10 protein-coding genes and 1 tRNA gene are annotated in these 12,081 nt (G+C 58.5%); 4 read left to right on the top strand and 7 right to left on the bottom strand.

What is annotated here, in order from left to right:
- Nucleotides 1–588: 588 nt before the first annotated feature.
- The gene (locus tag ENN40_09305) at nucleotides 589–1,683 is read right to left on the bottom strand and encodes a S9 family peptidase (protein ID HDP95540.1); all 1,095 of its coding nucleotides are present in this window, start codon (nucleotides 1,681–1,683) and stop codon (nucleotides 589–591) included.
- A gap of 43 nt (nucleotides 1,684–1,726) precedes the next feature.
- The gene (locus tag ENN40_09300) at nucleotides 1,727–2,983 is read right to left on the bottom strand and encodes a hypothetical protein (GenBank protein ID HDP95539.1); all 1,257 of its coding nucleotides are present in this window, start codon (nucleotides 2,981–2,983) and stop codon (nucleotides 1,727–1,729) included.
- Nucleotides 2,984–3,250: 267 nt separating this feature from the next.
- On the opposite strand from ENN40_09300, the gene hslV reads away from it, so the two are divergent.
- The 4 genes from hslV to ENN40_09280 are packed head-to-tail and all read left to right on the top strand — an operon-like array spanning nucleotide 3,251 to nucleotide 7,412.
- On the top strand, nucleotides 3,251–3,790 hold the full coding sequence (gene hslV / locus ENN40_09295) for an ATP-dependent protease subunit HslV (protein HDP95538.1): 540 nt from the start codon (nucleotides 3,251–3,253) through the stop codon (nucleotides 3,788–3,790).
- Entirely contained in the window at nucleotides 3,787–5,160 is a 1,374-nt protein-coding gene (hslU, locus tag ENN40_09290; GenBank protein HDP95537.1) for an ATP-dependent protease ATPase subunit HslU, read from the top strand. The genes hslV and hslU overlap by 4 nt, the downstream gene beginning before the upstream one ends.
- A 1-nt stretch (nucleotide 5,161) precedes the next feature.
- Nucleotides 5,162–6,247, top strand: coding sequence for a fibronectin type III domain-containing protein (locus tag ENN40_09285; protein HDP95536.1), 1,086 nt, complete (start codon nucleotides 5,162–5,164; stop codon nucleotides 6,245–6,247).
- Nucleotides 6,195–7,412: a DUF362 domain-containing protein gene (locus ENN40_09280; GenBank protein HDP95535.1), complete on the top strand. Its 1,218-nt coding sequence runs from the start codon at nucleotides 6,195–6,197 to the stop codon at nucleotides 7,410–7,412. The genes ENN40_09285 and ENN40_09280 overlap by 53 nt, the downstream gene beginning before the upstream one ends.
- Nucleotides 7,413–7,425: 13 nt before the next feature.
- Here ENN40_09280 and ENN40_09275 read toward each other — a convergent pair whose 3' ends face one another.
- The 5 genes from ENN40_09275 to ENN40_09255 form a co-directional block, all read right to left on the bottom strand.
- Nucleotides 7,426–7,773 (bottom strand): carboxymuconolactone decarboxylase family protein, encoded by a 348-nt coding sequence (locus ENN40_09275; protein ID HDP95534.1) that lies wholly within the window; start codon nucleotides 7,771–7,773, stop codon nucleotides 7,426–7,428.
- Nucleotides 7,774–8,147: 374 nt separating this feature from the next.
- Nucleotides 8,148–10,280 carry an excinuclease ABC subunit UvrB gene (gene uvrB, locus ENN40_09270; GenBank protein ID HDP95533.1) on the bottom strand — a complete coding sequence of 711 codons (2,133 nt, stop codon included), beginning with the start codon at nucleotides 10,278–10,280 and terminating at the stop codon, nucleotides 8,148–8,150.
- Complete coding sequence (locus ENN40_09265) at nucleotides 10,117–11,115, bottom strand: D-glycerate dehydrogenase (GenBank protein ID HDP95532.1); 999 nt, start codon at nucleotides 11,113–11,115, stop codon at nucleotides 10,117–10,119. Before ENN40_09265 ends, uvrB begins: the two co-directional genes overlap by 164 nt.
- Nucleotides 11,105–11,797, bottom strand: coding sequence for a hypothetical protein (locus ENN40_09260; protein ID HDP95531.1), 693 nt, complete (start codon nucleotides 11,795–11,797; stop codon nucleotides 11,105–11,107). The genes ENN40_09265 and ENN40_09260 overlap by 11 nt, the downstream gene beginning before the upstream one ends.
- Nucleotides 11,798–11,807: 10 nt before the next feature.
- A tRNA-Val gene (locus tag ENN40_09255) sits at nucleotides 11,808–11,880 on the bottom strand.
- Nucleotides 11,881–12,081: the final 201 nt, after the last annotated feature.

Genomic DNA, 12,081 nt, shown 5'->3' with positions numbered 1-12,081 from the left:
GTTTTTGCCGGTAACGCTCCTGGGGGAGCACAACCGTGGAAACTACCGCTATAAGCTGCTGGACACGGAACGGTTAAAGAAGCGGCATTGCGCGGTGATCGAGGTGATGCCGCGGCTGGAAGGAGAAGGGCCCATGGCGCGGGGCAAGGTATGGGTGGACGTAGAAGACGGTTCGGCATTGAAAATCGTAATGGACCCCCGGGGAGTGGCGGGCAGCGCAGCCCTGGAGGCCGCCGCCCGTGAGATGTCGGCCAGACTGGACCTGAAAGCAATCCACTTATACCTGGAGGAGAGAAAGGGCCTGCGCTTTCCCTCCAGCGTGGAGTTTTCAGAAAGCTACGTGTTCGATAAAAAGGTCAGCAAACGCAGAGCCCCAATACCCCCCGGTGATGCCAACGCCATTGGCGGTGACCAATCGTTGATTCTTCCATACCTTGAATCCCGCCATCGCCGGGTAGAATTCTATCGATTAACTCAGTCCTATAAAAAGTACCGCTATTTTGAAGTCGACACCCGCGTGGAAACCGAACCGCTTCAATAGTGTTCCCTTGCATCCCACGAATGAATGCAATGCCGTTTGGCACGATTTCAAGGTGAGCCGGGGTAAGCGGCACGCATCAGGTCGGCCAGGTTTTTAAAGGGCCGGGGCGGTTTGAGGTGACGGGCCAGGTGGGCGTATATCTTGAGGCGGATCTCTTTGGCCATGCGCGTATCCAGGCGGTCGAAGCTGTGTCCGCCCGGGGCGTCCTGGAAGATCTTGTAATCGAACGCTTTGCCCGTGGCCTTCAGGGACTTGATCAGGTGCTCCACTTCCAGCACGTAGACGTCGTCGTCGTTGGTATTGGTATGCACCAGCAGGGGCGTACCCTTGAACTTGTGGGCGTTCCAGGCGGGTGAACGGCGGCGGTATTCCCGGATATCCTCACGGGCGGTTTTGCCGATGTGGTACTCGGCAGAGTAAAGCTCGCGATAGGCGTCGGTGGCGTAGCCCATGCGCGCGATCAGGTCGCTCACCGGCACGCCGGCAAATGCGACCTTGTAATCATCGGGATGGTCGAAGATGTTCATCAGGGTGATCAGGCCGCCGTGGCTCCAGCCGAAGATTCCAATCCGGTCCCTGTCGATGAAGTCGTAGTTTTCCAGCATGTATTCACGGGCGGCGTGGGTGTCTTCGGTTTCCAGGCCGCCGTAGTCGATACTCTCGTACATGCCGCGACCGTATCCGGTACTGCCGCGGTACTCCGGCGCCGCCACCACGTAGCCCTGGGCGATCAGTTCGCGCACGATGTGGGTGTAGTAGGTGCTGAAGTTGCTGTGCACCCCGCCGTGGGGAAACACCATGAGGGGGGATTTCTTTTTGTAATCGACGTTTCGGGGAATAAAAACGTAGGAATAGAATTTGACCGGGTTTTTGGCGCCCATTGCCTTGGGATTCTTCACCTTCCAGCGCGGCGGACCCACGTGACGCACCTTGTCCACAAAGGCGATGTCTCCCAGGCGGTGGAACCAGAGTACATCGTCAATGGATTTCTCCAGCACGTCCAGACGGTGGCGCAGGTCGTCAAAGCGTTTTTCCAGTTTTTTTGTGTATTCGTCCGGTCCGCTTACGCCAAAAGCTGCGGCGGGTATCAGTAGAACCGCCGTCAGGGCGGTGCATATCAACAATCTCGCGTTTTTTTTCATGGAACCTCTCCTGGCCTGGTTGTACCTCTATCGCAATAGCTTTTCAACCCGATGTCGAGTCACGAACCGTCTGGTTGTCTTTACCAACGGAAGGCTGCGGGACGCGTTCCAGGCGAATCCGGGGCGGCGTTTCCCGGCCCATGCCCAGCAACAGCCGCAGTTCCGCCTGCGAGGTGACGGCTTGTCCATCCACGGCAAGCACGCGGTCACCCGGGCGCAATCCCAGTTGATGCGGCAGGCTTTCCTCCCCCACCTTGTCCACCACGAACATATCTTCTTCCATGTGGCCGGAAACATCCAGCGCGGGGAAGATCTTTTCTTCCTCCGCCGGCAGGCCGAGCACGTAGTCGGCGATGCCGGCGCTGAACACGCCCACGGGGGGCATATTCTTGGCCATCATCTTGAGCATGGGGTGGGAATCGGCGTCTTCATCCTGCTTTTCCACCCGCACCGGCACAATGGTCAAGAGGCGGGCGCGGCGTTTGCCCAGGCGGTAACGGAACGGAATGCCCAGGCCGTAGGCCACGTGGGCGGAGCCGGCAATAATCACTCCCTTTTTTCCTTTGCCCGGCCTGGACGCCAGGATGTTGCGCATTGACGCGGCCATGACCGCATCCCAACAGGTCTGGGCGGCATAAATCCGCTCAAACCACGGGGGCAGGCGCAACGCGGCGGCGCCGAAGACCTGCTGGATGAAATAACGGTGTTCGGTATTTTTCCTCTCCACGTAGGCGAAGCGGCGGCGTTCCCCGGGGCCCAGGGCGTCCAGGCCGGCTCCGGCCACGCGGTGGACCAGGGCGCGGGGCGCGTTCAGGCCGATAACCGCCAGGCCGGTTTCACGGATCACCTGCATCACCGGCCGGGTGTAGCCGTAATGCATGGAGGTGCCGCCATACCAGTTAGTGGCACGCAGCAGGTCCGCTTCATTCCCCTCTTTGCGGCTCCAGGCCGCCAGGGCCGCATCGTCCTTTCCCTGCTGGAAGAACTCGAAGCCCACCACGGTTTGGGGGGACATTTTGCCGATTTCCCGGATCAGGTCTCTCTGGAACAGGTGGCAAGCCATGCTGTCGTGGTACTCTCCCACCATCACCACATCGGCGTTGGCGGCGCGGCGCGCGATCTTTGCGATGGTCACCTCTTTGCCCGTGCGCGTATCCAGGATCTGCCCGGCTTCGACCGTGCGCAATACCAGGTTCCGATCCTTCGGGCCCAGCGGCAATGTGTCGGTGTGTTCCGCCCTCAAGGCGGCGGGAATCATCAAGAGAATAATCATCGTTGCGACTACGGCGATCCTGGTCATTGGGCCTCCTGTTGATAAGCATTATACCCGGAGGAGAACGTCCTGCAAATCCGGAAAAATCCTGAATAATGAATAAAGAAGAATGAATAAAAGGCACGGGCCGGGCACAGAGGAGCACCCCTACACCCGCCTTCCTGCCTCCTGTCACCTCGATTTCACTTTCGACTTTTCACTTTTCACTCAGTTGCCCCTGGCCCTTCGCCCCTTGCCTCTAACCTCTCGCCCCTCCTCATTGACGCTTCAGGGCAAAAAGCATACAATGGATTTATGACGTTCAAAACAAAGAGCACCACGGTATTGTGCGTGCGACACAAAGACCGGGTGGTGATCGGCGCCGACGGGCAGGTAACCCTTGAAAACACGGTATTGAAACACGGCGCCCGCAAGGTGCGGCGCCTGTTTAACAACCAGGTCCTGGCCGGGTTCGCCGGATCCACTTCCGACGCGTTTTCCCTGTTCCAGCGCTTTGAGGGCAAACTGGAAGAATACAGCGGCAACCTGGCCCGGGCGGCTATCGAGTTGTCCAAGGAGTGGCGCACCGACAAGGTGCTGAGGCGCCTGGAAGCCCTGCTCGTAGTGGCCGACAAGAGCCACCTTTTCATCCTTTCGGGCTCCGGTGATGTGATCGAACCCGACGAGGACATCCTGGCAATCGGGTCCGGTGGACCCTACGCCCAGGCCGCGGCCCTGGCGCTGAAACGCCATTCCGGCCTGGACGCGCGGGAGATCGTGGAAAAAGCCCTGGAAATAGCCGCCGCCACCTGCATTTACACCAACAACGAATTCACCATTGAGGAGCTTGAATGAATACCCCTGCTTTACGGAAATCCCATCACCTGACTCCCCGCCAGATTGTGGCGGAGTTGGATCGCTATATCATCGGTCAGAAAGAAGCCAAACATGCCGTGGCCATCGCCCTGCGCAACCGCATCCGTCGTCAACAACTTCCCATGGAAATCCAGGAAGACATCATTCCCAAGAACATCCTCATGATCGGGCCCACCGGCGTTGGCAAGACCGAGATCGCGCGCCGCCTGGCACGCCTGGCGGGATCGCCTTTCATCAAGATTGAGGCCTCAAAATTCACCGAGGTCGGATACGTGGGCCGGGACGTGGAGTCCATCGTCCGCGACCTGGTGCGGATCGCCGTAGACATGGTCAAGGCCGAACAGATGGAAGTAAACCTGGAAAAAGCGCGTCGAAACGTGGAAGAGCGATTGCTGGACGTGCTGTTGCCCACCCCGAAAGCCAAGCGCGGGCCCGCGGCTGAAATGGACAGCGACCCGGGCGCGTCGCCGGAAACCCGGGAGAAACTGCGCAAACTGCTGCAAGAGGGCGCCCTGGATGATCGCATGGTGGAAGTCGAGGTCAAAGCCAGCCAGACCACGCCGTTCGAGATCTTTTCTTCTTCCGGAGTAGAGGAAATCGGGGTCACCATCGGTGAGATGATGCCCAACATGTTCGGCGGTCGCACCAAGCGCCGGCGCATGTCCGTGGAAGAAGCCCGCGAGTACCTCCTCCAGGATGAGCAGAATAAGCTTCTGGACATGGACCAGGTTGGCAAGGTCGCGGTGGAACGGGTGGAACAGACCGGAATCGTCTTTCTGGACGAGATCGACAAAATCTGCGGCCGCGAGAGCGGCGGCCAGGGCCCCAGTGTTTCGCGTGAGGGGGTTCAACGGGACTTGCTGCCCATTATCGAAGGCACCACGGTTCAGACAAAGTCCGGCATGGTCAAGACCGATTACATTCTGTTTATCGGAGCCGGGGCGTTTCACGTGGCCAAACCTTCCGACATGATTCCGGAGCTCCAGGGTCGCTTTCCCATCCGCGTGGAACTGGATTCGCTCAGCCGCGACGACTTCGTGCGCATCCTGACGGAACCCAAGAACGCCCTGGTCAAACAATACCGCGCCCTGCTGGGAACCGAGGGGCTGGATGTAAGCTTTACGGACGATTCGGTGACGGAAGTGGCTTCCATCGCGGAAACCATCAACAGCCGCGCCGAAAACATCGGCGCGCGTCGCCTGCATACCATCCTGGAGAAAGTCATGGAAGAGATCTCTTTCGAGGCTTCCGACCTGGATGGCGGACAGGTCCGCATCGACGCCGACTACGTGCGCCAACGCGTGGCGGACATTGCGGCCGACTCCGATTTGAGCCGCTACATTCTCTAAGATGAAACGCAGCCAATCCATACAAACACGACGGCACGCAGCCGTCTTGACGGCGGTCAGCCTGGCGGCCGCCCTGACGTTTTTATCGTGCGGACGCAAAGGCCCCCTGCGCCTGGAACCGCGTCCCGAACCAACAGCGATTTCCAGTCTCGAGGTCCGACAGTTGGGGCCCGCGGTGGAATTGTCATGGACATTTCCCGCTGTTCTGGGTGACGGAACCACCACCTTCGAGACCGACCAGGTCCGCTGGGTGCGCTGCTACCATTCGAACCGTGTCCTGAAAGGCGGGCAGTTCCAGCGCCGCGCCGAAGCCTTGCGCAAAATCTCCCTGGACGAGCTGGAACGTGAGGGATTCATTTACCGGCTGCGCTTTCCTTTATCGTCTGCTGAACTGGCCGGGAAACGACACTTCTTTTCCCTGATGTATTCTTATCAGCGCTACAAATCCCCCCTGTCCCCCGTCCAGGAGTTTGTTACCGGCCTGCCTGCTTCCTCGGTCCCCGGCCTGGCAATTTCCCAGGAGGAGAAAGCACTTCGCCTGGAATGGAAACGTCCCACGGAAAACCTGGCCGGCAAACCCCTTGCCGGCGTCTCTGGCTATATTCTCTACCGCCGCATCATTCCCGAGGGCGAGAGCGACTCAAAACCTCTATTCCAACCCATCACTTCCGAACCCATCCTGCAGGAACGATATGAAGACACGGATACGAGCCGCGAAGGCCGTTATGAATACCGGGTTTCCGCATTGCTCACTCCCGGAATCGAAAGCGCCCCCTCCGACACGGTAAGCATCACCATGAAGGATACCTATCCCCCTGATCCTCCAACAGGGGTGGTGGTATTCCGTGCCCGGGACCACCTTTTGATCAACTGGCGCGCGGTAGAGGACCGCGACCTTTCCCACTACCGCATTTATCGCCGCGTGGATGACGAAGAGGAATTCACCCTGCTCGCGGACCGTGTGACCACACCCCATTACGAAGACCGCTCCGTTGCGCTTACACACATGTACACGTATCAGGTCACAGCCGTGGATGCCAGGGGCAACGAAAGCCTTCCCTCTCAAGCGGTGGACGAGGCATTCTAGCGTGCAGTCCCCGACGCTGTCCCGGGTGGCGGTGATCCCCTGTACCGACTATTCCCCGGACCTTGTATCCAGGGCGGTGCACGAGGGGCTGAACGCCCTGGGCGGAATGGCACAATTTGCCGCTCCCGGCGAAAAAATCCTGCTCAAGCCCAACCTTCTGGCCGGGGATCCGCCTGAACGGGCGGTAACCGTTCATCCCGAGGTCTTTGGCGCCGTGGCGCGGGAGTTCCAGAACGCCGGAGCACAGGTCACTTACGGTGACTCCCCGGCCCGGGGACGCACGGAGCGCATCGCCCTGGTGGCGGGAATTTCCCCGGTTGCGGACGCCCTGGGCATTCCCCTGGCCGACTTTCGCCGCGGAGAAACCCGCTCCCTGAAAGGTCCCCTGTCCAGCCAAACAGTGCGCCTGGCCCACGGGGTGCTGGCCGCTGACGGCATGGTCGGGATATCAAAAATGAAAACCCACGGATTGACGGGTATTACGGGAGCGATCAAGAACCAGTTCGGAACCATCCCGGGACTTCAAAAAAGTGAATTACACCTGCGCTATCCCGATGTCTATCGATTTTCGGAACTTCTGGCCGCCGTTCTCCTTCTGGCCCCTCCCCGCCTGTATGTCATGGACGCCATTACGGCCATGGAAGGAAACGGTCCCAGGGGAGGCAATCCACGTCACATGGGCGTTTTGCTCTTCTCAAGCGATGCCGTTGCGCTGGACACGGTGTTCTGCCGGCTCATCCACTTGAACCCGGAGCATGTGCCATTCCTGGAAGCGGCCCACAAGGCCGGAATCGGCAACCTGCGCATGGATCGCATCCAGATATCGGGAAGTGATCCGGATTCACTCGCCTGCAAAGACTTCCAGGTGCCGCGGCGTCCTCCGCCGCGCTTTCTGACTTCCACCTACGTGCCTCGCTTTCTGCGTGAGTGGGTGACTCCCCGCCCGGTGATCGATGCTTCCCGCTGCCGCAACTGCGGAGCCTGCGTGGCCCAATGCCCCGTAACCCCCCGGGCATTGGACTGGCCGGGTGAAGACGGACCGGAAACATTGCCGGTCTTCCACTATGAACGTTGCATCCGCTGCTATTGCTGCCAGGAAATCTGCCCGGAAAAGGCCATCTACATTCACGTACCCCCAATGGCAAGGATCTTGTACAGAAAATAAAGTTGAAAAGTTTTCAACTTTTTTTGTTTTCCAATTCTTCCAGAAAGTCCACCGCCCTTCGCAGTTGGGGAATCACGATCGACCCGCCCACGATCAGGGCCACGGAGAACACTTCGAAGAGCGCCTTGATCTCTATCCCGGCCTGGCGGCACTGGATCAGGTGATAACGAACGCAATCATCACAACGCAACACCATGGACGCGGCCAGGCCGATCATCTCTTTCGTGGCATGATCCAGCAATCCCGGGGCATACACCCTCTCGTCCAGGGCAAAAAACCTCTTTATTTCAAGATTTCCCGATTCGAGGATGCGTTCATTCATCTGGCGGCGAAAACGGGTGAATTCACTGTAATCGGTCATTTGTGCCTCTTATTTGGGGAGTGTCTAAAAATATGAAAATAGCATTGTTCTGAGAAATTTTCCATTTGATGGGCCAATGCCCTGAATAAGGAAGAAGGGAACGCAATAAAAACCCTGCACTGGCCATTGCGGTACTTGCAGAAGGTAGAACGTAGAAAGTAGAAAAAAAAAGCATTGAGGCTGCTTTTGAGTGGCGGAACACAAGTTAGTCAGGGAAATTTCTTCGCGGTTTGTTTTCACTTTCAACTTTAGACTTTCGACTTTAGACTTTAGACTGCAAGCCTACTGTCACCTTATTTCTCTCCAACTCTCCAACTTTTCAACCCTGATTATCCAAGAATCCGTATTTACATGTTTACAAGCACCGTCCCCAGTTAAAACAGTTCAAGGCGCAGGTTTTTGAGGTGGCGGATGCGGTCGCGCAGCCTGGCGGCATTCACAAAGTCCAAAGCGTCCGCCATACGGCGCATCTCTTTTTCCAACTCCTCGATGCGCCGGTCCACATCCTCACCGGGCGCGATTTCCACTTCGGGTTCAGTTGCGGCTTTGTTCACCCACCATGAATCATCGTGAAAATCGTGCACCGCCTTGCGAATGCTTTGCGGAACCAGGCCGTGAAGTTGATTGTACTCTTGCTGGAAAGCGCGTCGACGACGTGTTTCCTCCTCCGCGCGGCGAATGGAGTCGGTTGATTCGCGCATGTACAAAAGCACCCGGCCGTCCACGTTGCGGGCGGCTCGCCCGAAGGTCTGAATCAGGGAGCGTTCGGAGCGCAGAAACCCCTCCCGGTCCGCGTCCAGCACGGCCACCAATGATACCTCCGGCAGATCCAGACCTTCCCGTAACAGGTTGATGCCCACCAGCACATCCACGCCTCCGCTGCGCAACTGCTGCAGGATGCGAATGCGATCCAGGGGCTTGATCTCTGAGTGCATGTAGGTTGCCCGAATCCCCTGCTCAGCCAGGTACGCGGTGAGTTTCTCAGCCATGCGCTTGGTCAGCGTAGTCACCAGCACCCGGTAGCCCCGCTCCACCTCTTGGCGGATTTCCTTTATCAGGTCCTGGATCGGCGCTTCCACGCGCCGCTCTTCCACCCGGGGATCCAGCAATCCCGTGGGACGGACCAGCAATTCAGTCACACCATCGCCGCCCGCCGCCGTTAACTCCTCGTTGGCGGGAGTGGCGGATACGTACAAGACCCGGTCCAACCGGGCATTGGTTTCTTCCAGGCGCAAGGGGCGGTTGTCCAAGGCGGAGGGCAGGCGGAAACCGAATTCAACCAGCTTTTCTTTGCGCGAGCGATCGCCGGCGTACATGCCGCGCAATTGCGGCAGGGTAATGTGGGATTCATCCATGATGGTCAGGAATGGCCGCGGAAAATAGTCCAGCAGCGTGAATGGTGGATCGCCCGGATTGCGTCCGGAGAGGTAGAGTGAATAGTTTTCAATCCCCGCGCAATGGCCGAATTGCGCCAACTGTTCCATATCAAAGCGGGTCCGTTCCCCTAGGCGTTCCGCCAAGTCCGGGCGATTCTGTTCCCGGAAATGGGCTTCTCGTTCCTCCAGTTCAGCCAAAACCATTTTAACCGTGTATTGGACGCGTTCTCCATGGTAGTGGAAATAGGAAACGGGAAAAATGCTGACTTCCTCCAACTCCGTGCGCGCTTCACCGGTTACTGGGTCAAAGACTTCGATGGCTGCCAATCTCTTTTGTAAAAATATGAACCGCAGGGGCTCTTCCTCGCTGGTGGGAAACACCTCGACCGCCGGCCCCCGCACTCGCAATCCCCCGGTATTGATCAACCCTTCGGTTCTGCGATAACCCAGCTTTACCAGCCCACTGATCAAGCCGTCCCGGGAAAGCGGAGATTTGCGATGAAAAGAGAGGCGCTGGCGAAAGAAATCATCCGGGGAACCGATGTTGTAGATGGCGGATACGGACGCCACCACCACGGTAGATGGCGATTCCAGCAGTCCGCGGACCGCATCCATGCGCATTCGTTCCAGGTCCGCGTTGATGGATACCTCCTTGGCAATGTAGAGGTTGCGTTGGGGCACAAAGGCTTCCGGCTGGTAATAATCGTAGTAACTGATAAAGTATCCCACCCGGTTTCGCGGAAAAAACCCGCGAAATTCCTGGTAAAGCTGCGCGGCCAGGGTTTTGTTCGGCGCCAGCACCAGGGTGGGAAGGCCCATCTCCCGGATCAGGCTGGCCATGGTAAAGGTTTTTCCCGACCCGGTCACGCCCAACAGGACATGGCGTTTGCAGCCCCGGTCAAATGCATCCGCAATGCCACGCACAGCCTCCTGCTGGGCCGGGGTGGCCGCAAAAGGGGAAACGAGTTCAAACACGCGGGCCGGGCTCCGGTTCTCTCTGGCGCCATTCCGCCACCAGGTGGGGAGGGCGGTTCCCGGCCAATGCGGCAACCACACTGTCTTCAACCATGCGGCCCATCTGCGTGCGCGTATGCACGGTGGCGCTGCCTGAGTGCGGCGCCAGCACAACATTGTCCAGGGTCTTCAACAAGGGATTGACGTGGGGTTCATGCTCATACACATCCAGCCCCGCGCCCCCGATGCCGCCCTCTTGCAGGCGCCGGGCCAGCGCCGCCTCATCCACCAATGGACCCCGCGCCACATTGATCAGCATGGCATCCGGTTTCATGCGCGCCAGAACCGACTGGTCGATCAGGTGGTGAACCTTGGAGGAATACGGCAGGTGCAGGCTGATGATGTCCGCGCTTTCCGCCAGTTCGGCAAATTGAACAAAGCGGTAGCCCCGCTCTTTTTCCAACTCCGGCTTGCGGCTGCGGGAGTGATAAATCACCCGCATTCCGAACGCTTGCGCCCGCTGCGCCACGGCGGTTCCGATCCGCCCCATGCCCACGATGCCCAGGATCGCCCCACTCAATTCCCGGCCCAGCATGAGATCAGACGCCCAGCCATCAAATCCGCCGGCGCGAACCAGGCGATCGCCCTCCACCACGCGCCTGGCCACGGCCAGCAGCAGGGCCATGGTCTGGTCCGCCGTAGCCGCGGTCAACACATCCGGAGTGTGGGTTACCCAGATGCCTTTTTCAATTGCCGCCTCCACATCGATATTGTTGTATCCCACGGCGTAGTTGGCGATGATTTCCAGGTTCGGCGCGGACTTGATCACCTCCAGGGTGATCGGCTCGGAAAGGAAGCTGATCAGCCCCCTGGCCTCGTGGTGGACGGGAAGCACCTGGGTCAAGTTTCGTTCTCCGCCTTCCACCAAGATCAGGTTCCAGCGGGATTCCAGGTCACGTTGCACGGCGGGCAGCAGATGGTGGGTCAGAACCACTACGGGTTTATGCGTCATTTTTTCTCCCGGACCCGGTAATGCCGGGCAAACGACCCTGCGTCAGGGCCAGCAGCCCGCGGCGGAATTCCCGTTGCAGGGCATCGTAATCCCCAAAGGGCTGAATCCCGGTCTCCGTGACGCTGTCGCTCAACACCACCAGGGCCGTGATGTCGCGTTTCAGCCGGGCCCGCAGGGGAAACAACTCCATTTCCACGATTTCAGCGCCCCGGGTGCGCTGGCGTCTCAGCCAGGTCGGGGTTTCCCGCTGCACCATGTCCACGCTGACCCCGGCCACGGGCTCCAGGCCCTTAATGAGGGGCGCCCCCATATCCAGCGCCGGCCGGCGCGAAAAGCCCCTGAGGGAACCGCTGCCCATGATGCGGGTCACCTGCACCAGACGGGTGTTGTCAAGTTTCGGGGCCAGTGATCCCGCGGTTCCCAGCAGCGATATTTTTTCCGGATAAGGTTCCGCCAGGAAGGCCAGATGGGTAAACAGAGCCGGATATCCCAGGAACCCCGTGATCACGGTGATTGATTCCAGGTGCAGCCACTCTCCCCCCAGTCGCCGTCTGCGGTCGACAGCATGGCGACGAAAAAACGCCAACAGTTTCTGATCGTGGAAATAGGGAACCAGTATCAGGTGTTCGCCCAGCGGGAATAGTGATGACTGAAACAGGAAACGGCGTGAAGTCGGTTGCATGAGAAAAGAATGGGCGATAGAGGATTTGAACCTCTGACTTCTACCGTGTGAAGGTAGCACTCTAGCCGCTGAGTTAATCGCCCAGTCGCAAGGGATTATACCCGTCCCAGAGGCGAAAATCAAGTAGGAAAGGTAACAGGAGGCAGGAAGACAGGTGACAAGGGCGGCCCCTCGGAGGCTGTCTCAAAAACAACCACTAAAGTTTCAAAAAATATGTTTGTTAGGTTTTTTAATAATGATCCCCTGTAAGATAAAACCATTTTTTTAAAGATGTGAAAGGTTTC

Source organism: Candidatus Aminicenantes bacterium, assembly GCA_011049425.1.
GTDB lineage: Bacteria > Acidobacteriota > Aminicenantia > UBA2199 > UBA2199 > UBA876.
This window is presented reverse-complemented; position numbering and strand designations above follow the sequence as displayed.

Bases quoted from the DNA above. Each gene is read 5' to 3' on its own strand.
- ENN40_09305 (HDP95540.1), bottom strand. From the start codon at position 1,683: ATGAAAAAAAACGCGAGATTGTTGATATGCACCGCCCTGACGGCGGTT.
- ENN40_09300 (HDP95539.1), bottom strand. From the start codon at position 2,983: ATGACCAGGATCGCCGTAGTCGCAACGATGATTATTCTCTTGATGATT.
- hslV (HDP95538.1), top strand. From the start codon at position 3,251: ATGACGTTCAAAACAAAGAGCACCACGGTATTGTGCGTGCGACACAAA.
- hslU (HDP95537.1), top strand. From the start codon at position 3,787: ATGAATACCCCTGCTTTACGGAAATCCCATCACCTGACTCCCCGCCAG.
- ENN40_09285 (HDP95536.1), top strand. From the start codon at position 5,162: ATGAAACGCAGCCAATCCATACAAACACGACGGCACGCAGCCGTCTTG.
- ENN40_09280 (HDP95535.1), top strand. From the start codon at position 6,195: ATGCCAGGGGCAACGAAAGCCTTCCCTCTCAAGCGGTGGACGAGGCAT.
- ENN40_09275 (HDP95534.1), bottom strand. From the start codon at position 7,773: ATGACCGATTACAGTGAATTCACCCGTTTTCGCCGCCAGATGAATGAA.
- uvrB (HDP95533.1), bottom strand. From the start codon at position 10,280: ATGTTGTGCTGGCGCCGCACTCAGGCAGCGCCACCGTGCATACGCGCA.
- ENN40_09265 (HDP95532.1), bottom strand. From the start codon at position 11,115: ATGACGCATAAACCCGTAGTGGTTCTGACCCACCATCTGCTGCCCGCC.
- ENN40_09260 (HDP95531.1), bottom strand. From the start codon at position 11,797: ATGCAACCGACTTCACGCCGTTTCCTGTTTCAGTCATCACTATTCCCG.